Genomic DNA, 19,933 nt, shown 5'->3' on the forward strand with positions numbered 1-19,933 from the left:
TGGGGCGACCCTTGCTTGTCGTCCGACGTCGTGTGAAGTCGTTTGAGGCGTATCGAGGTCGTCCGAGGTCCGTCCGCTCCACAGGCTCCCCCGCTTGCCCCTTGGGACGCCGACGCCCCCTCCACGGGGTCTGACGTCGAGCCCTGTCCCAGCCTAATCACCACACGCCCCGGCCCGGCAGGCCCCGTCTGCCCCTCCACAGCAACGCCGGACCTCAAATACCAGGCAAATGCGACGTAATTGCTGGCGCAACAGTTGACAAACCGGGTGCTGCGAACGGTTTCGCTGCCAGGCCTGTCAGTCCATCCGACGTGGCGTACCCAACAACCCCGTCTCCGCGTCCGTGGGCTGTGTCATCACGTACTGCCGATCGCGGTCGGTACACCACAGGGTGAGGCCGTCGGAGAGCCCCGGCAGGGAGTCCATCTCGGCCCGGGTGAGCGCCATCGTGCGGCCCAGTTCCGCGGCCTCGTCGGGCGACACCCTCTGAATCCCGACCAGCCGCGCCTGCCGCACGAGCCGCGGAGCGACCGGGCTGACGTACGGCAACAGGGTCAGCACCGACTGCCAGGGCCCGGAGACCACGCGACCGCGAGGTGGCCGCATCCCGCAGTCCCGCACCACCAGCACCGGCGTACCGGCCGAGGCGCCCAGCGGCGGCACCCGCCCGACGTCGTACACGGCCATCCCGTTCTGACCGCCCCCCATGGCGTGCACCATCGGCATCCAGACCTGCGCCCGCGCCGTCTCCACGGCGACCCGCGTCCCCGTCGCCGCCGCCCTGAGCGCGATGACCTGCACGGTCCACAGCCCGCCGATGAGTACGACGTCGTACGGCAGCGGCCGATTGAGCCCGAGTACGGCGGGCCGGTTCTCCGCGTCCACGCCGATGACGACGCCGTCGTCGGCCACGGGAAGGGCGAGGGTGTCCAACTGGTCGACGGTCACGGAGTGCCGCGGGTGTCTCGGGCCGATCAACCCGAAGCCGCGGCGCAGCAGTTCACGCGCCCGCTCGGGGGCGGAGGCCTGCGGCTCACCCCGTCCGGTGGCAGTCGCTTGTCCTGCGCGCGGGGTCGTCGCCGTCACCGGACACCTCCGAGGGGCAGAGTGGCGAGCATGCCGGGTACCTGCTCCCGGTCGAGCCGGGAGAGCCCCATGCCCGTGTGCCGGGCCGCCGCCTGCACCGCGCTCCGGGCGGCGACGAGTTCGTCGTCGCTGCGCCCGGTCACCCGCAGGTGCCCGCAGACGGACACCTCCTTCCGCTCCCCCCGCCTGAGCGTGAGGCTGAAGGTGGTGGCGAGGGTGGGAACGGCCGTGACCAGGGCGACGAGCTGCGGCAGCGACGGTGCTCTCTCCCCACCCAGGGCGGGCCACCGACGGATCCAGTACGTGGTGTGTCTGCGGTTGTCGCAGCGCCAGTTCCGACCCGACTCCTCGGTCCGCCGCTCCCGCGTTTCCGTCCGCCCGGCCTCCGCGGTCACCAACGGGTTGGCGCAGGCCGACGTGGCGATGGCGGAGATCAGCTGCTCCTCGTCGAGGAGGGTCGCCCGGAATCCGGATCCGGTGAGCCGGCTCGCGAGATGATCGGCGGCACGCACGACGCACTTCTGCGCTCCGACCAGGCCGCCCCCGCGCGCGGCCACCGCTTCCGCGCACAGCTCCGGATCGAGCTTCAACGCGATCCACGTGATGCGCACGGCCGGCGCACCCGTCTGCTCCTGCAGGGGCGCGTAGTTGGCGACGGCCACGGACTGCCGGGGCAGATGGATCGCGGGCGCGGGCTGGGTGTGGAGCACGACCTGCGCCGACTCCAGCCGGATACCGTCCACCTCCAACGCGTCGTGCACCAGAGAGAGCGGCAAGGGCTGCTTGTTCCGCTCGGCCCGCAGCGCCGTGGCGTCGGCCTCGACATGCAGGACCGCGGTGACGAACGTACCGTCCCCGACGATTCCGACGGGCCGGCGGTCGCGGCCGGCGTACGTGTACGTCCGCAGACTCGGGTCGCACTCCACGGCCGGCGCCAGCCCCGGCTCCGTGCCCTCCGGTATCGGCGTACTCGCGGCCCGCCGCTGTCGCGCACGCAACGCCCGAGCCGTGGCCAGCCACTCGGGCAGGGAACGCCCGCGGCGGCGGAGGAAGGAGAGCAGCACCAGACAGCCGGCGAGGACAGCCGCAGGCACCACGGCCACGGGATCGATCACCCACCCGACGAGCAGGATGGCCGCCGCCACCTCGAACAGGACAAGACGTTGCAACCGGAATGCCCCGAGCTGACCCGAACGCACCCTGGAGTGGAGCGCGCCCGGCGAGGCCGACCGCTGCGCCGGTCCCTGCCCGGACGCCGCAGCACCCCGCGTCCGCGATCGGTCACGGGACCGGGCGCGCGTTCCGGAAACCATGACTCCATCCCCCCGTTCTGCTGACAACTCACTGGCGTTTCAGCACCGCACCGTGCCCTGAAGGCCCGGGCACCCTACCCGCTCCACAAGTCCCCGCGGATACCAGGCATAGTAGGGGGCCGCTCTGACACCGGGGCGGTCGGCCATGGCACACCAGGCGAGCGCGGCACATCTGAACACGGGGAGAGACAAGCAGAGATGGCATCTCGGCGCGACCAGCTCAATGCCTACACCTTCGCGAAGCGCCGCATGCTCGCGGCCTTCCTGCAGTCGTCGCCCGACGGTTCGGAGGAGGGGGCGCCGCGTCCACTGCGCGCGGTCGTCCCCGGCGCCATCGTGGGTGTGGTCGTCATGGCCGTCTTCGGAGCCTGGGGCATGTTCAAGCCCACCGCGCCCAAGGGCTGGGACGAGCCCAACGCCAAGGTGATCGTCGCCAGCGACTCGACCACGCGCTACGTCGTCCTGAAGACCGGCAAACAGGTCCAGCTGCACCCGGTCCTCAACATGGCCTCCGCGAAGCTGCTCCTCAACGAGGGCCAGGGCGATGTGGTGACCGTCGCCGAGTCCGTCCTCGACAACGGCAAGATCCCCCACGGGGCCACCATCGGCATCCCCTACGCGCCCGACCGCCTCCCCTCGGCGTCCGAGGCGGGCGGCGAGAAGCGCTGGGCGGTCTGCGAACGCCGCAGCGCGGGCGGCGACTCCATCCAGAAGGCCGCCCTGGTCCTCGCCTCCCGCGACTTGAAGGCGACCGAGGGCAAGGGCGAGAAACTGACGGGCGGGCAACTGCTCTACGTCGTGGCCCCGGACGGGAAGCACCACGTGGTGGACGCGAGCGGACGCTCCTACCCCGTCGACAAGAGCAACGAACTGCTGCTGCGCGCCGTCGTCGGCTCCGGACGCAAGCCGCAGAAGGTCTCCGACGAGTGGCTGCAGACCCTGCACACCGGCGACCCGATCTCCTTCCCGAAGATCCCCGACCAGATCGGTGCCGCGGCCGGCGCCCCAGGCCAACTGGACGACAAGACCAACAAGGTCGGCATGGTCCTCAAGGCGTCCGACCTCAACAGCGACCAGTACTACGTGGTGCTGCCCGGCCGGGTCGCCCCCGTCTCGGCCTTCGTCGCCCAACTCCTGCTGTTCAGCGAGGACCTGGCCTCCCTCGGCCAGGCCGGTTCGGCCAAGGACATGAGCCCCGGTGCGATCGTCCCCGGCAAGCCGTTCGGCACCGAGCACCGCTGGCCCACCGAAGACCCCCAGCCCGTCAACGACGCCTCCGGCACCGCGGGAAGCCGCGGCACCGTGTGCAACGTCCTGCGCGGCGTCGACGCCGGCTCGGGCGCCACGACCCTGAGCACCTGGGCCGGCACGGACTTCCCGGCCAAGCTCCCCACCGGCTCCTCCAGCGCCTACGTCACGCCCGGCTCCGGCCAGCTCTACCGCCAGTTCCAGGGCAGGGAGACCAAGGCCGGCCCCGTCTTCCTCGTCACCGACACGGGCCTGCGCTACGTCCTGCAGTCCAACGCCGACAGCGGCGCGGACGACGCCGGGATCGGCACGACGGCCAAGGACCGCGAGCAGGCACAGCAGGAGGCCCAACAGGCCCAGACCCGCCTCGGCTACAAGGACGTGGACCCCGCGCCGATCCCCGCCGCCTGGTCGGAGTTCCTGCCCACCGGCCCGCGCCTGTCGACGACGGCGGCACGCCAGCCGCAGGGTTCCTGAGGGGGCCGGACATGCCTCACGTGCCCTCCCTCCTCCGGACGGCGACCACAGTGGTGGCCGCGACCGTGCTCACGGCCGCCCCCGTCGCCCTCGCGCCCCCCGCGGCGGCGGCCGACCTCCCGTACTCGGACCAGTGCGCGTTCCCCAACGGCAAGTACCCGGGCCGCCCCTGGTCCCTGCAGCGCGTCCTCCTGGACGAGCTGTGGAGCCAGTCCACGGGCAAGGGCATGCGGGTGGCGGTGATCGACACCGGCGTCGACGTGACGAACCCCCAACTCACCGACGCCGTCGACGTGAAGAGCGGCCGCAATCTCCTGCCCGAGAACCTCAAGGACGACGACGGCAACCCGATCGAGCGGGGCAAGGAGAACGGCACCACGGACACGGTCGGCCACGGCACCAAGGTCGCCGGCATCATCGCGGCCCGGCCCGCCAAGGGCACCGGCTTCGTGGGCCTGGCCCCCGATGCGACGATCATCCCCATCCAGCAGAACGACGCGGAGGGCAACGGCGACGTCGGCACCCTGACCGACGCGATCCGCTACGCCGTCCAGGCCGGGGCCGACGTCATCAACATCTCCCAGGACACCACGAGACCGATGACGTCGACGTCGGAGCTGAAGCTGGCGATCGACCAGGCCCTGAACAAGGGGATCGTGATCGTGGCCTCGGCGGGCAACGACGGCCTCGGCGGCAACGTCAAGGAGACCTACCCGGCCTCCTACGAGGGTGTCCTCGCGGTCGCCGCCTCGGACCGCAACAACGAGCGCGCCTCCTTCTCCCAGTCCGGAGAGTTCGTCGGCGTCGCGGCCCCCGGTGTCGACATGATCTCCACCGTCCCCAAGGGCGGCCACTGCTCCGACAACGGCACGAGCTTCTCGGCACCGTACGTCGCCGGCCTCGCGGCGCTGATCAAGGCGAAACACCGCGACTGGACGGCCCGGCAGATCGTCGCCCAGATCGAACAGACCGCGGAGCGCACCACCGCCGGCCACGACCGCCTCGTCGGCTGGGGTGTGGTCGACCCCGTACGGGCCCTGACGCAGGACGAACACCCCATAGAGTCCCCCAACCCCCAGGCAGGCCTGGGCAAACCGGAAGCCCCCACCCCGGCCAAGTTCCAGATCGGCGAAACCGCCGAGGAACGCAACGCCCGCCTCGCCACCTACGTGGCCGTGGGCGCGGTGGTCCTCGTCGCGGGGATGGGCGGCACGGCGGTGGCGCTCCGGGACGCGCGGCGCAGGCATAGGCGACGGGGGGAGGGCGGATCATGGACGCGCTGACCGAACTGAACGTCCTCGGCCTCATCCTGTCCGCCTTGCTGCTGGCCATGGCCTGCGTCAAGGCGGACCGCGTCCGGGCCTGGCGCGCCGGCATCAACCCGTCGGCCGAAGACCTGTCCGACGCCGCCTTCGTAGCCGCCCGCGTCGTGTTCGTCGCCCTGGCCGGCGTCGGCATCTACCTATGTGTGCAGGGCTTCAATGTCTCCGATGACACGGCGTGGGACGACGCCGAGTTGACGACTGCCGTGCAGGGCGCCACGGACGCCTTGGACGGCAGTTCCGGCTTCGGCGACATCTACGCCGAAGACAAGGACACCGGCTGGATCGACGAATACGCGACAAGAATCGAGCAGGAGGTCGTCGAGCACGGTGGCGGCGACGCCCCGCAGTACGGCGTGACAGCGACGCCCGCCGACTCGAACTCGGCCTCCGAGGCGCGTTACACGGTCACCGGCGGCGACTCGGCCTTCTGCATGCAGGTCACCCGCACCCGGTCGAAGGACGGGGACTATGAGCCGCCGGGAATCGGCGGAGGTCAGGGGACGGTGACGGTCCCTGCGTACGACTTCGCGGTGACGACGGCTGAGGGCGGGTGCTGACTCCGTGGGGCGGCCCGTTTCCGTCCATCCCGTAACTCGCATACCACGAAGTTCAGTTGGTTGCGTCTCACACGTTGACTACAGTGGTTGATCGAGTGTGCCGATCGGGTCATCACCTGCGCACCACTCAATGACTTACAAACGGGGAACGGGGAGGGACGGCATGCTGCCTGCGGAGGGTTTCAAAGTCGGCTTGGAGGCGCTGGGAACCTTCAAGAAGCGTGTCGATGCCGTGCTCTCCACGTTCGAGGGCTCACCCGGCAGTCCTCAGAAGATCGCGGCGCACGCCCTCTCCCAGGCCTCCTTCAGCGGCTCGGGCGGCTTCGCCGAGGCCAAGGGCCTCCACAGCCAGTACGAGCGCGTCCACGAACGTCTCACCGCACTCTCCAAGAACCTGGGCCTTCAGATCGAGGCGATGCAGATCGCCGTCATGGGCGCGGGCGGAAACTTCAGCAACATCGACGAGGAGGAGCGGCGGCGGTTTTGGGCGATCACGGCGGACATCGGCCGTCAGCAGCTTGAAGCGAAGCAGGAGAGGGAAGCGGCGGAGGCTGCGAAGCAGGGCGCGTCCGCGCCGAAGGACACCGACGAGCGGACGGTCACCTACTAGTGAGCGACAAGCAGAAGCCCCAGGAATCGCACCAGGCGGAGAAGGAGCAGGCCGCGGCGCAGGTCAGCGCCATCGACATGGTGAATGGTGCGACTGGGATCGCCCAGTTCCTCCCCTTCGGCTGGAACGTCCCCCGTGTCTTCGGCAAGACGAACTTCGAGGGCCACGACCTGAACGCCATGATCGACATGGTCGAGTCCGCGAAGCCGGAGGACCTGGAGCTTGCGGGCACTGCCCTGCTGAACGCCCAGACCGCCATCGAAGACGCCGCCGAGGAACTCGAAGGCCACATCACCCGGGTCGACTGGGAAGGCGAGTCGGGTGAGGCCTTCCGCAAGTGGGGCGCCAATCTCGTGATCCACGCCCGTAAACTCGCCGCCTTCGCCGACGCCGCCGGCACCCAGGTCACGGCAGCGGCCACGGGCCTCGCCTCCGTCCGCAGCGCCATGCCACCGCGCGACACCCGAGAGGACCCCAAGGCGGTCGCCGACATTCCGACGCCCAAGCAGATCGAGAGCAACGCGGAGTACGCGGCTGCGGTCAAAGCCGAGAAGGACCGCCAAGAGGCGATCAACCAGATGAACCGGCTGGCGTCCTTCTACGCGGTGTCGGAAGAGATCATGGCAGCGCAGGAGCCGCCGACGTTCGAGCCTATGCCGGATGTGGGGGTGCCTAAGCCGGATCCGACCTATGGGGATCTCAGAATCGAGGGAGGGCAAGGCAGTGGGGGGCTAGGGGCCGCACACCAGTCCCTGGTGGCCGCACATGACTCCTCGAGTACGGCGACTGGGCACGCGCGATCCGGAGACCCTACGCCGCCGCTCAGGCAAGTGGACGCCCCGACCGTTTTCTCGGATGCGAACATCGGCACGAAGATCGACAGCGTGGGCACCCTGCCGTCCCAAGAAACCACAAGGCCGCTAGCCAATGCGCCACATACGGTGACGGGTCCGAGCGGCAATGGTGGGATCACCTCTCCATTTCCCTCCGGCACGGTTCCTCCTGCCCAGAGCGGGATGGCCGGCCGCACCTCGGGCTTCAGCGGAGCGAACGGCAACAGGGGGCCGCTCTCGGCTCAGGGTCGTACAGGCGCTTCGAGCGGCGGCACCGTCGGCGGTCGCGGTACGACTGGCCCGATGGGTCAGGCCACCACCACGGGGCAGTCAGGTGCCCGAGGTAGTAGCGCTTCCCCCATGGGCCGAGGCGTCTCCGGCGGAATGCCACGCCCCGTCGGAGGACCGGCGAGCGACCGCGCGGGCGGTGCGAGTTCCACAGGTGCGGCGCGCGGTAATGGAATTGTCGGAGGAAGACCCGCCACAGGTCCTCAAGGGACGACCGGTTCCAAGGTCCCGCGCGGTACGGTCGTCGGCGCCGGCGGCACCACCGGCTCCAGTGCGCCCGCCGGCCAAATCGGGCAGCGCGGAGTGATCGGGGCGCCGAAGTCCGCCCCTGGCGCGCGTCCGGGCCAGACTGCGCGTCCAGCCGCGGGCAATGCCGACGGCGTCGTCGGTACACCCAAGGGGCAAGCCCCAGCAGGAAGAAGCGGTGGACCGACCGGAGGCGGTGCAGGCGCGCCGCACGGCCGCCCGGGAAACCGACAAGACACGAACCGCAGGGATCGTGAGGGCGAGTCTCAACCGCAGACCCCGCGACGCAACACGCCACCAGTGACTGACTGATCAGAGCGAGGATCTACAGAGGCATGACAGGGACCAGCCCACGTGGCGGATTGACGGCGTTCTTCGCGGGACGTGCCGGAAGACGAGTGTCCACCGCGTGCGCGGCACTCGGTGCTTTCGCAGCCATGTCTTCGGGGCTGGCTCCGAGCGCGGCCGCCGCAGACGCTCAGCCGAAGCAGTGGTACTTGAACGCGATGCACGCCGAAGACATGTGGAAGATCAGCACAGGCAAAGGAGTCAAAGTTGCCGTGCTGGACACCGGCGTGAATCCGGATACACCTTCCCTGAAGGACCAGGTACTCGCAGATGAGGTGCCGAACGGGGTCTCGTACAAGGCCACCGAAGACTACAACGGCCACGGCACCAGCATGGCGGAGTTGATTGCCGGTACCGGCGCCGGAGGTGGGCTGCAGGGCTTGGCCCCCGGCGCGAGAATCATCCCCTATCGAGTGCTCTCCAAAGGCTTGAGTAGCACCGTCAAGAAGGAAACACCTGCTGTCGCCGATGCGATCAAGGCTGCGGCTGACAGTGATGCTCAAATCATCAGCATGTCCATCGGCAGTGACATCATCGACCCGGATGTGGAGAAGGTCGTCAAATACGCCCACTCCAAGGGAAAGCTGATGTTCGCCGCTACCGGAAACGACGCTGAATCCAAAAACTATATTGACTATCCAGCCGCCTATCCCTACGTAGTGGGGGTGGCTGCCACAGACGACAAGGGGAAAGTGGGCGGCTTCTCGGAGTTCGGCAACTATGTCGATCTGGCGGCTCCAGGTCTCAACGTTCCCTATTGGTGCGACGCGACATTTCGCTCGTATTGCGACGGCGGTGATGGAACAAGTATGGCAACGGCCATCGCCTCCGCCTCAGCTGCCCTCATCTGGTCCGCCCACCCCGACTGGACGGCCAACCAGGTCCTGCGCACCATGATCGATACAGCTGGCCGCACCTGGGCGAAGGGCGAGCGGAGCAACTACGTCGGCTACGGTGCCGTCCGCCCCCGCAAGGTGCTGGAGAACAGCGACATCAACCCGGGGTCGGCCGCCACCGACCCCCTCAGCTTCGAGAACGGAACCGGCGTCACGGGCGTCACCGCCTCACCCTCTGCTCCCGCATCAACCTCGTCACAGGCCCCCAAGAACACTTCTGGCGGCCAGACTTCGGCGGCAGGATCAACCTCGGAGTCGTCCGACAACACCACGATGTGGGTCGCTCTAGGAGCCGCAGGGGCGGCCGTGCTGATCGGGGGCAGCGCCTTCGCGGTGATTCGCTCGCGGCGAAAGGCATGACGACTCACGCACGTCAACCGGTCAACCAGTCACACAGGACCTCTCCGGCGCGATGACGCGCTCGGAATCGAACCACAGCTCTTACGAAGGGGAATGCCGAAATGGTCGACCGCAAGCTAAATGAAGGCGACGTACAGAGGCTTCAGACCGAGGTCGTCGATCGATACGACAACATCAGGGGATCGCTCGCGAAGCTGCAGGGCACGATCGACATGATCGAGAAGGCCTGGAGGGGACAGGGCGCCCAGGCGTTCAACACGAAGCAGACGGAAATCAACCAGCACATGGTCGCGATCGGCAAGATGCTCGACGACTTCCTCGAGGGCATCAACCTGAACAAGACCGACAAGCGCAACCTCGAGAATCAGATCGAAGCCGACCTCAAGCAGATTTCGGTAGACGATCTCGGTGGAAAGACTTCGGCGCTCAACAGCTACTGAGGCTACTGACGAGCCATCGGCGGCAGCGAGCCGCACCGCGGTCCGGGCTGCGCAGTCCGGCTGAAATCTGCACAGAAACGAGGGAAACATGTCCGGAGCACACTACGACGAACTTGCCGTCACGTACGGCACCATGGATGCGCTCGCCACCGAGCTCGGCAATCAGGCAAAGAAGCTCGAGGAGGACCTCGAGGCCCTGAAGCAGGCCGTGCTCAACGTGTCCGCGGGCTGGGGCGGCGAAGCGTACGAGGAGTTCCAGAAGAAGTCCAAGCAGTGGGACACACACGCACGGGGCATCCACCAGGCGCTGGTCAACATCTCACAGCGAGTCAGCACCGCCGGCGGTGACTACCGAGGCGGCGACCTGAAGGGCGCCAGCTACTTCCAGTAGAGCGCACAGTCTGCAAAACCAGGGTGGGCACGCACGGGAGGTGCCCACCCTGTATTACATCAATCAGCCGCTCTTCTCCTTGGTGAGAGGAGAGAGGTTCACTGTGGCGTCAGCGCAGCATCGCGCGGCTCAGGATAAGTGTGAAGCAGTGATGCGGGTTGACGTTCGACTGCTTAAGCTGCCGCCTCGGTTGGCAAGTTGAGGCGCGGGTAAGAAGGCTCCGTGATCAGTCGATATCGGGACTGGCGGGTCACCCGTCCCGAACCGGTTCGCGGCCTCCATGCGCACCTGCTCGCGGGCTTGTTGCCGCTTCGGAGGCAGCCCGCGAGCGCGTACCTCATAGCGATGGCATACCAGGGGATCAAGCTATGCTACGAGCCTGCGGCATCAAAAGTTCAACCTCGGTATCTGACTCAGCTCAGCAGATCCAGAGTGACGAGAGTGCCGCCCACGAAGATCCAGATAACACCCATGATCCGGAGGGTCAGGGAGGTCCCAATCATCGGCACAAAGCGGGAAGCGAACTGATATACCCGATCCGCGAGCCCCATAGTATTCAGCGCAAAAAGCCAACCGAAAATGAAGAAGATCAGCGGCCCTGGGTTGATATTGAACACTATTCATCCGATCCGGTCTCTGTCTTGACGCCAGGTCCTTCTGACCGCCCCAGGAACCCATTGAGGGGCCCGAATCAGCGGGGTACTGGTTCAGTCGCATGCCGACGCCATGTGCAGCTGTGCGACCGTCGCCGTACTGCTCTGCGACAGGTTCCGTCATGGTTCCTTGCCCCCGTGTGGTCGGTTGACGTGCGCCCGTCAGGCGAGCAACTTGGCCACCTCCTATGGGCGACAGGGACCATCCCCGCTGCCCATAGACTCAGTAGTCCAGCTGCACCAAACCCGTCTGCACCAACGGCCTCCCCCTCCGCCGAGACACAAAGACCCCCCGCCCCGCAGGCATGGGCCGCGGCCGAACCCCGCCGAGTAGATCCCCCTCGCCCGGATCGCCGGCCAGCACCACACCCTGCGCCCCGAGTTCCTTCACCCGCTGCATGAACGCCTCGTAAGACGCCCGCCCGGCGCCCGCGGTCGACCGCGCGATGATGAACCCCACCCCACATCCCGGGCGAACGGCAGGAGTTCCGGTGAGTCCCGCCAGTAGGTTGCCGCTGGACGTGGCCACGAGGTCGTAGTCGTCGATGACGACATACACCGTGGCTCAGCTTGCCCGGGCCGGCGATGTCGGCATGGTAGATCCTTGTGGCGGCGGCCGGTTCTGGCCGTACAGTTCCGGAATACTCCGTGATAGGCCCCCAGCCACCTCTGCCTTCCTCGTCGGCATTTGAGCTCAAATCCCTTCATTCTGCATAACGCCCGTCGGGCCGCTCCCAGGCGCTACCTTTTCGCTCGCGTGTGCTTGTGGTGCGGTCACGCGGGTAGAGGGGCGGGCTTAAGGCCGCCCCGTTCTCTTTCCCGGCGCGGACGCAACTCGGGATCGAGCAGGCGAGAAGGCGTTGTCATCATTCCGTCAGCTCCATTGATCCGCGCGGCCGAGTGCCGAGCTCCTCCCTACTGAAGCCGGTGTTTGAACGTTGTTGCAACGGATGGTCCGGGACGACGGAAGGCGGAGGTGGCGGCGGAGGCGGATAGGTCGGCCGGGACGGGATCCGAGGCCCTGGGGGCCTCGGCGGTGGAGGCGGTTTGGGCTCCAAAGACTGCCTGGGGCGTGATGGTGACTTCCGCGGTGTGGGTGGTGGAACCGGTGGAGGTGAAGGCGGAGGCGGCTCTATTGCCGGCAATACAGGGTTGCCCGCACGCAGCCGTTCGATGGTCCGCTCTGCCCGGCGGCGGGCGTCGGGAGTGTCGTCGCGTTCGTAAAAACGGGGGAATTCTCGGCGGCCGAGAGCGTCGGTGAACAGCGGCTTGTAGCCGAGCGCATGGGCAATCGCGCCACCATACGGCGACAGCGTTCGACACTCGTGGTGTAGGGATACTGCAGTTGCACGCGGCCGCGTCCGTCGAAGTGTCTGATAATCTCCTCGTCCGTCATTTGGCGTCCTCGTAGCGGGGGAGCTCCTCGGGGAGAGTGCGAGGGCCCCGGCATTCCGTCAGGTCGTAGGTGTGTTCGGTGAGTTGGTAGGCGAAGTCGGTCACCGCATCTCGACCTGGTCACGAGGTCATAGTCATCGATGGCGATGATTCGTGAATCTTCCTTCGATCGATTTGTGCTGCCCAGGTGGTTCCCCTGGGCAGCTTTATGGTTCTGCTGAATCTTAGAACTGTTCGATTTTCTCGCCGTCCGGAACCTGATAGCAGCCTGATACGACGAAGAAGTTCAGATGCGGTGAATTGTCCTTGGCCCGGTAGGTGATGTTGACGCTGAACTTCTTCGTGTCATTGTCGGCTGTGAGGTTGAGATTCTTGTTCCGGCTGGTGTCGGGCCCGTAATCGACGACCTTCCAGCCATGCTTGGGTAGATTCGCTTTGAGGCGTTCCATCGCGCTCTCGAGTTGCTGGGGCGAGGTGGGGGTGAAGGACCAGGAATGAAAGATCTGGAAATATTTCTCCGGGTCTTTCTTGCCGCACTCCTTGACTCCGGGCCCGGTGTCGCTTGCCTTCCCTTTAAGCCCGATCAGGTTGTACAGCTCACTGGAGGCCTTCTCCGCCTCCTGGGCGGCATCGCTCGAGGTGCTGGTGCCGGAGGATGGGATGTCGTCGGAATTGCTGGCTTCAGTCATGCTGCATCCGGTGAGAGTCATGAGAGCGATGGGCAGGGCGAGCGCGGCTGCGCCCAGTTTGATCTTCAAGTTGGGGCCTCACTTGATCGAACCGGGACACAGGCCGGTGTTTGATTGGGTATGGCTGCTTCCTATTTCACATGCGCCCAGGGGTTCGGCGGCGGCTTCAGTTGTACGTCGTCCCCATTTCCGACCGCGACCCTGGCTTGGTTCCGCAGGCTGTCGGAGCCCACGTCCCAGTAGCCGCTGTGACCCTCCGTGTCCGTGGTCATCTGGTTGGCGCCGAAGCTCGGATCGCTGGGGACAATGAAGCCATCCCCGCCATGACCGTAGCGGCCTACGTCCGGAACAGGGTCTCCGTCAGCTTCTTCGTTCCACACATGTCCCTCGGGGACATCCAAGTCCGTGGCGTGCGACACTTTGACGCCGGGGCTGCCCGCCAGGATGACGTCATCGGCGTTGAGATGCCCTGTCTCGGCTGCGGCGCCGACAAGGGTGGATCCGTACGAGTGGGCGATCACAGTACGGTGCGGGGTCGAATCATCGGAATGCGACGCGTCGAGTCCGTCCATGAAGTTGCGAAACGTCGGTGCTCCGTCATATGCGTAATGTTCGAATGGTGAGTCCTTGGCGAGGTTTTGAGGCGCGTCGTAGCCAAGCCAAGTGATCGTGGATACGGACTGTCCGTGCGCCTCGGTATTGGCTACACGCCACAGATCTGTCATCCGGTTGATGTCGCCGTCGACCTTCCCCAGGTTCGACGTCGTGCCAGGCACATATACCGCCTGATGATCAGCTGTGTCGGGATTCCCGTTGGCGACGATGGCCCGGCCATTGCCCTCCGTGCTGAATCCCAGCAGATATGCCTCGGGCAGCCCGCCTTTGCCGGTTGCGTCAAAACGCTCCTGGATGCCCTGCATGCCCTTGAGCGACTTGGTGAGCTGCTCATAGCGGCCCCCGTATTTGTTGTTCCACTCCATCCATTCATCGGTATGGACTTTGGACGGGTAAGGCCCGGAGGTAATCCAGGTCCACTCATTTATCGGAGGCGCCGGGATCGAGTTCAATTCCGTCTGCAGCTTGCCCCGCGTCTCGTCGAACACGATGCGGTTCGCCTCGTCCCGAACCGTGGCCGGCAACCCGTCGAGCTTCCCCACAGAGTCGGGGTGCGTGGAAATCCAGGCGGCCTGCTCCTCCGCGCTGAGTTTCTTCCACCACTCCGCGTTGTCCTGTGGGCTGCCGTCCTTGGGCGGCTGCGGCAGCGAGTCGAGATACTCCTTACTCGCCTCGCTCACTCCGCTCGTGTCCGAGGACGCGTCGGCCCAGTCCTTGTCGGAGACGGTCAGATCGTCGTCCGCCTTCAACGCCCGCAGCTTCGGGGACCACTTCTCGTCGGCCTCCGTCGCCTCCTTGAGGGCAGCGGCGATTTGGTCCGCGTAGTCCTGTGCGAGGCGGTGGCTGGGGTTGGGGTCGAAGCTGGCCGCTTGACGGCCCACCGCGGCGGCCGTGTCATCCGTCAGGCCGCTCACTGTGCCACCCTCGGGGATCTTGCCGTCGGCGGCCTTCTCTCCACCTGGCGGATAAGTGATCGAGCCGTCGCTGTTCACGGTGAGCTTCGCGGCTTGTGCACCTTCGAGGGCTGCGTCGAGCTTGGTCTTAGCCGCTCCCATCTCATACGAGAACGCTTCGAGAGCTGTACTGACGAGACCACATTCGACCTGGACGTAGTGGAAATTCTTACTCAACTCTCCCAGTTGCTTGATCGCCGCGGTCGCGGCTTCGCCCTTCAGGGAGTTCCTCATGGCCACGGTGATCTGGTTGTCTATGCGGTCCTTGGCCGCGCTCGCCATGTCAGAGGTGCTTCGGTATCCGTCGGCTGCTTGCGAGTACTCGTTCGGCTTGAGAGCTTTGAGTGTTGAGAGGTCCATGGCGTGTCGTTACCGGCCCTTTTCCTGACCGCCGACAGCCGGAGTGTCCGCGTACTCCACCTTCAGGTTGCCGATTTCGACCTCGATCGCCTCATCGGTCTTCAGCTGGTCATTGCCCGCCTTCTCCAGCAGACCCGAGAGCTTCGCGCAGCGCCCGCTCACATTCCTGACATAGCGCACCCACGAGTCATGGACGTCCTTTTGGGCGCCCGCTGTCAGGCAGCCGGAACCCTCGCCAAGGCCCTTCTGGCCGTCCTCCAGCCTCCCCATCGCCTTGCTGATGTCGTCACGCAGCGAGCCGATGTCGTGACCGGCCTTCGTCCAGGACGGCTTGTTCGAAACCAGCGTGCCGGTGCCGCTGCCGCCTGGGTCGAGCGGTACCTGGTTCAGTTGCATCTGCGCTGGGTGCTGCTCTGCTGCCGCACTTTTGAGCTGCTCCCACTCATCCCACGCCATGCGTGGACCCCTTCCCGTGTCCCCGTGAAGCTCGTTTTGTCGAACGGGATGTTTCTGGTCGAGTTACAAACACGTCAGATTCGTGAGCTCAGTTCAAGTGAGTTCGCGGATCTCACCGCACTTTCCACAATTCGCTGCCGTACGGCGTGACGTCGGTGGGGTAGAACACGCCAGTCCCACTGCTGAGTTCGTCCCTCGGGACGCTACCTACAACCACCTCAGTAGACCCCCTCCGCCACCAACCCCACCTGCACCAACGGCTTCCCCCTCCGCCGAGACACAAAGACCCCCCGCCCCGCAGGCATGGGCCGCGGCCGGACCCCACCGAGCAGGTCACCTTCACCCGGATCGCCGGCCAGTACCACGCCCTGCGCGCCCAGTTCCTTCACGCGCTGCATGAACGCCTCGTAAGCCGCCCGCCCCGCACCCGCCGTCGACCGCGCGATGATGAACCGCACCCCCACATCCCGTGCGAACGGCAGCAGCTCCGTCAATCCAGCCAGCGGGTTGCCGCTCGACGTGGCCACGAGGTCGTAGTCGTCGATGACGACGTACACCGTGGGTCCGCGCCACCAGCTCCGGTCCCGCAGCTGCTGGGCGGTGACGTCGGCTGTCGGTGTGCGGCGTTTCATCAGGTCGGCCAGGGCGGCCATGTGGTGGTCCATGGAGTTGGACATGGGGATGTATTCGGCGAGGTGCGACGACGGCGTCGCGTCCAGCAGTGAGCGCCGGTTGTCGATGACGAACAGCTTGGCCTCGTCGCCGGAGTACCGCTGCGTCAGCTGCTGGATCAGCAGCCGCAGCAGGTTCGACTTGCCCGACTCGCTCTCGCCGAAGACGAGGAAGAACGGGTCCTGCTCGAAGTCCACGAAGACCGGTTCGAGGTTGTCCTCATCGAGGGCGAAGGCGACGCCGCGACGGGGGAAGCGATCGCCCGGAGGAAGCCGGTCGGCCGGGAACTCGCGCGGCAGCAGGCGGACTTCGGGGGCGCCGGGGGCCTGCCAGTGCCGGGAGACCTCGGTTGCGAGGGCCGCCGTGGCGTCCGCCAGGTCCGTGTCGGAGGTGAGTCCGTCTATGCGCGGCACCGCCGCCATGAAGTGCAGCTTCTGCGGCGCCTGTCCGCGGCCGGGCACCCCCGCCGGGACGTTCGCGGCCACCTTGCGGTCCAGCTCGGAGTCCATCGTGTCGCCGAGCCGCAGCTCCAGGCGGTTCATGAGGTGGTCCTTGAGGTTGGCCCTGACCTCCATCGAGCGTGAGGCCGTCAGGATCAGGTGGACGCCGTAGCCGAGACCGCGCGCCGCGATGTCGTGGATCACCTGGTCCATCGCCTCGTAGTCCGCACGGAAGTTGCCCCAGCCGTCGATGACCAGGAACACGTCGCCCCAGGGCTGGTCCGTGACCGGGATCTCGCCCCGGGCCCGCCTGGCCCGGAAGTCCGCGATCGAGGCGATGCCCGCGGAGCGGAAGTACTCCTCGCGACGGTTCAGCACGCCGTACACCTCGGCCACCGTGCGTCGCACCCGCTCCGGATCCAGGCGTGAGGCGACGCCGCCCACGTGCGGCAGGCCGGCCACCGCCGCCATGCCGCCGCCGCCGAAGTCGAGGCCGTAGAACTGCACTTCGTACGGCGTGTGGGTGAGCGCGAACGCCGAGATCAGGGTGCGCAGCAGCGTCGACTTGCCGGACTGCGGGCCGCCGATGATCTGCATGTGGCCGGCCGCGCCGGAGAAGTCGACCCAGAGCGGGTCGCGGCGCTGCTCGTAGGGCTTGTCCACCAGGCCCGCCGGTACGACCAGGCGGCCGGCGCCCTCATAGCCCGGTTGCGTAAGGCCGCGGCCCTGTACCGCCGTGAGGCCGGGCAGGAGTGCGTCGAGCGGCGGCGGACTGTCCAGCGGCGGCAGCCACACCTGGTGTGCGGCCGGGCCCTGGGCCTCCAGCCGGCGCACGATCACGTCGAGCACGGTGTCGGCGAGCGCGTCGTCGACCTCCGGGCCGTCCGAGGCGGAGGGGCGCTGCTGTGGCACGGCCATGTACTGCACCGGCACCTCGGCAGCCGTGAACAGCACCGGCCGCCGGTTCATCGGCAGCGGACCGCCGCTCAGCGCGGTGCGCTGCGTGCCCGAGCGGTACACGCCGGAGACGTAGGCGGCCTTGAAGCGCACCATTTCGTCCGTACCGAACTTCAGAAGGCCGGAGCCGGGGACGTTCGGCAGTTCGTAGGCGTCCGGTACGCCGATCGCCGCGCGGGACTCGGCGGCGGAGAAGGTGCGCAGACCGACTCGGTACGACAGGTAGGTCTCCAGACCGCGCAGGCGGCCTTCCTCCAGGCGCTGCGACGCCAGCAGCAGATGCACACCGAGCGACCGGCCGATGCGGCCGATCTGCACGAACATCTCGATGAAGTCGGGCTTCGCCGTCAGCAGCTCACTGAACTCGTCGATGACCAGTACCAGTGACGGAATGGGCCGCAGGGCGGCACCGGCCGCGCGGGCCTTCTCGTAGTCGTGGATGTTGGCGTAGTTGCCCGCGTCGCGCAGCATCTCCTGGCGGCGGTTGAGTTCGCCGCGGATGGAGTCGCCCATGCGGTCGACGAGGGTGAGGTCGTCGGCGAGGTTGGTGATGACGGCCGCGACGTGCGGCATCTGCGCCATGCCGGCGAAGGTCGCGCCGCCCTTGAAGTCCGCGAGGACGAAGTTCAGCGTCTCCGACGAATGGGTGACCGCGAGGCCCAGCACCAGGGTGCGCAGCAGCTCCGACTTGCCTGAGCCGGTGGCGCCGACGCACAGGCCGTGCGGGCCCATGCCCTCCTGCGCGGCCTCTTTGAGGTCCAGCATCACGGGGCGTCCGTCCTCGCCGACACCGATCGGCACCCGCAGCCGCTCCGCCAGCGACCGCGGCCGCCAGGTGCGCTGGGTGTCGACGGACGCCGCGTCACCGAGGTTCAGCAGGTCGGTGAACTCCAGGTTGGCGAGCAGCGGTTCGTCGTCGTCACCGCCCGAGGCCATCCGCAGCGGGGCCAGCTGCCGGGCGAGGGCTTCGGCGGACTCGTGGGAGAGGACGTCGGGGGTTCCTTCGTAGACGACACCGTGTCCCGACTCCAGGTGCAGCGCGTCGGGCCGTACGACGATGGAGAGCTCGCCGCCGCCCGTGATGAGCTCGCCGGGGACCACCTCGAGGACGGTGACGCCCTGGAGCCCTTCGGGATTGGCCAGGACCGAGTCCGGCGGCAGGGTGAGGCCGTCGAGCACGACGACGATATGGGGCTCCTCCGGCAGGGGCGCCGCGTTCGGATGGAAGCGCGGGCGGCCGGTCAGCCGGGTGGCGAGGAGGTTCTCCAGTTCGCGGCTGTCGCTGTCGATCAGCCTGCGGCTGCCCGCTCCGTCCACGGCGCCGGGCGCCTGGACGTGCGGCAGCCACTTGGCCCACTCCCAGTGGGGCAGGGCCTCACGTCCCGCCGCCACCACGATGAGCAGATCCTCCGGGGAGTGCAGCGCGGCCAGCGAGCCGGTGACGGCCCGGGCGGAGGACCGTACGGACTGCGGATCGCCGCTGATCGTGACGTGGTAGAACGCCCGCAACGAGACCGCCATCGGCAGGTCGTCCAGGGTGCCGTGGACGGCGAGGAAGCGCTGCATCGCACCAGCGGTCAGCGGTTCCAACTGCTCCACGGGGGCGGTTTCGGGGGCGACGATGGGCCTGGCGAGGGACTGCGCGCCGAGGCCGACGCGGACCTGGGCGAAGTCCTCGTCGCCGGAGCGTCGTTCCCACACCCGGCTGCCCTCGGCGACCAGGGCCCACAGCTGTTCGGGGGAGGGGTGGAGGAAGTACTGCGCGTCCCGCTGTGCCTTCGCCGTGCCGACGGCCGTGCGCCGGGTCTGCGCCAGATAGCTCAGGTAGTCGCGGCGCATGTCCGCCAGCTCCCCCTGGGAGCCGCGGCGGAAGCGGATCACCATCGCGACCGACATGGCGATGGTCGAGGCGATCATGACCATGCCCATGATCCGCATGAACGGCTGCCCGCTCGTGAAGAAGAAGACCACCGAGCCACCCATGCCCAACGTCGGCAGGAGTTGCATCAGCACGCTCTCCCGATGGCCCCGCGGAAGTTCCGGTGGAGGCTGCAGGATGATGTCCTGCGTGGACACTTCGGACGGCAGCACCCGAGGCGGGCGCTTCACGACGATGTGGCTCACTGGCATCCATTCCCTCGACCAGCCCGAGAGTCCGTCCGCCGCCCCGTGTCAGGCGGACGCAGGCCGCCGCGCGATCCTACTGACTCCCCTGGACGCAAGGGGCGATAGGGTGCCGTAAGTTCGCGTCGGCACACGCGAGTTGAGCCGGAGTAAACGGGGCATTGCGGCAGATCCCGCCGACTGCCGGAAGCCCGGCGACGA

Annotated in this window: 15 protein-coding genes and 1 pseudogene; 8 read left to right on the forward strand and 8 right to left on the reverse strand. The window is 67.3% G+C overall.

From position 1 onward, the window contains the following. Nucleotides 1-297: 297 nt before the first annotated feature. Both ACFY9S_RS24500 and eccE read right to left on the reverse strand, forming a co-directional pair. A complete protein-coding gene (locus tag ACFY9S_RS24500) occupies nt 298-1,086 on the reverse strand; it encodes a hypothetical protein (protein ID WP_391131936.1) in 789 nt (262 codons plus the stop codon). Next, on the reverse strand, nt 1,083-2,399 hold the full coding sequence (gene eccE / locus ACFY9S_RS24505) for a type VII secretion protein EccE (protein ID WP_391131938.1): 1,317 nt from the start codon (nt 2,397-2,399) through the stop codon (nt 1,083-1,085). Before eccE ends, ACFY9S_RS24500 begins: the two co-directional genes overlap by 4 nt. A gap of 198 nt (nt 2,400-2,597) precedes the next feature. On the opposite strand from eccE, the gene eccB reads away from it, so the two are divergent. From eccB to ACFY9S_RS24545, 8 genes are all read left to right on the forward strand, one after another. Beyond that, nucleotides 2,598-4,124: a type VII secretion protein EccB gene (gene eccB, locus ACFY9S_RS24510; RefSeq protein ID WP_391131940.1), complete on the forward strand. Its 1,527-nt coding sequence runs from the start codon at nt 2,598-2,600 to the stop codon at nt 4,122-4,124. Between the two features lie 11 nt (nt 4,125-4,135). Beyond that, nucleotides 4,136-5,407 carry a type VII secretion-associated serine protease mycosin gene (gene mycP, locus ACFY9S_RS24515; RefSeq protein WP_391131942.1) on the forward strand — a complete coding sequence of 424 codons (1,272 nt, stop codon included), beginning with the start codon at nt 4,136-4,138 and terminating at the stop codon, nt 5,405-5,407. Beyond that, the gene (locus tag ACFY9S_RS24520; RefSeq protein WP_391131944.1) at nt 5,395-6,006 is read left to right on the forward strand and encodes a hypothetical protein; all 612 of its coding nucleotides are present in this window, start codon (nt 5,395-5,397) and stop codon (nt 6,004-6,006) included. Before mycP ends, ACFY9S_RS24520 begins: the two co-directional genes overlap by 13 nt. A 163-nt stretch (nt 6,007-6,169) precedes the next feature. Further along, nucleotides 6,170-6,616, forward strand: a complete 447-nt coding sequence (locus ACFY9S_RS24525; protein WP_180989702.1) for a hypothetical protein — start codon at nt 6,170-6,172, stop codon at nt 6,614-6,616. Beyond that, nucleotides 6,616-8,295, forward strand: a complete 1,680-nt coding sequence (locus ACFY9S_RS24530) for a hypothetical protein (RefSeq protein ID WP_391131945.1) — start codon at nt 6,616-6,618, stop codon at nt 8,293-8,295. The genes ACFY9S_RS24525 and ACFY9S_RS24530 overlap by 1 nt, the downstream gene beginning before the upstream one ends. Nucleotides 8,296-8,420: 125 nt before the next feature. Further along, nucleotides 8,421-9,587, forward strand: a complete 1,167-nt coding sequence (locus ACFY9S_RS24535; RefSeq protein ID WP_391131947.1) for a S8 family serine peptidase — start codon at nt 8,421-8,423, stop codon at nt 9,585-9,587. Nucleotides 9,588-9,688: 101 nt separating this feature from the next. Next, nucleotides 9,689-10,027, forward strand: a complete 339-nt coding sequence (locus ACFY9S_RS24540; protein ID WP_031138371.1) for a WXG100 family type VII secretion target — start codon at nt 9,689-9,691, stop codon at nt 10,025-10,027. 88 nt (nt 10,028-10,115) lie between these two features. Further along, the gene (locus ACFY9S_RS24545; RefSeq protein ID WP_062929397.1) at nt 10,116-10,418 is read left to right on the forward strand and encodes a WXG100 family type VII secretion target; all 303 of its coding nucleotides are present in this window, start codon (nt 10,116-10,118) and stop codon (nt 10,416-10,418) included. Between the two features lie 413 nt (nt 10,419-10,831). Here ACFY9S_RS24545 and ACFY9S_RS24550 read toward each other — a convergent pair whose 3' ends face one another. From ACFY9S_RS24550 to eccCa, 6 genes and pseudogenes are all read right to left on the reverse strand, one after another. Beyond that, on the reverse strand, nt 10,832-11,035 hold the full coding sequence (locus ACFY9S_RS24550) for a hypothetical protein (protein WP_391131950.1): 204 nt from the start codon (nt 11,033-11,035) through the stop codon (nt 10,832-10,834). Between the two features lie 259 nt (nt 11,036-11,294). After that, a pseudogene (locus ACFY9S_RS24555) lies at nt 11,295-11,633 on the reverse strand (hypothetical protein); the annotation flags it as partial. Nucleotides 11,634-12,690: 1,057 nt separating this feature from the next. Beyond that, nucleotides 12,691-13,224, reverse strand: coding sequence for a hypothetical protein (locus ACFY9S_RS24560; protein WP_391131952.1), 534 nt, complete (start codon nt 13,222-13,224; stop codon nt 12,691-12,693). 62 nt (nt 13,225-13,286) lie between these two features. Next, complete coding sequence (locus ACFY9S_RS24565; RefSeq protein ID WP_391131954.1) at nt 13,287-15,083, reverse strand: alpha/beta hydrolase; 1,797 nt, start codon at nt 15,081-15,083, stop codon at nt 13,287-13,289. Between the two features lie 9 nt (nt 15,084-15,092). Continuing rightward, nucleotides 15,093-15,539: a hypothetical protein gene (locus ACFY9S_RS24570; protein ID WP_391131955.1), complete on the reverse strand. Its 447-nt coding sequence runs from the start codon at nt 15,537-15,539 to the stop codon at nt 15,093-15,095. A gap of 218 nt (nt 15,540-15,757) precedes the next feature. Further along, nucleotides 15,758-19,732 carry a type VII secretion protein EccCa gene (gene eccCa / locus ACFY9S_RS24575; protein WP_391131957.1) on the reverse strand — a complete coding sequence of 1,325 codons (3,975 nt, stop codon included), beginning with the start codon at nt 19,730-19,732 and terminating at the stop codon, nt 15,758-15,760. Nucleotides 19,733-19,933 lie beyond the last annotated feature (201 nt).

It is taken from the genome of Streptomyces sp. NPDC012474 (assembly GCF_042955185.1).
In the GTDB taxonomy this organism is placed as follows: Bacteria; Actinomycetota; Actinomycetes; order Streptomycetales; family Streptomycetaceae; genus Streptomyces; species Streptomyces cahuitamycinicus.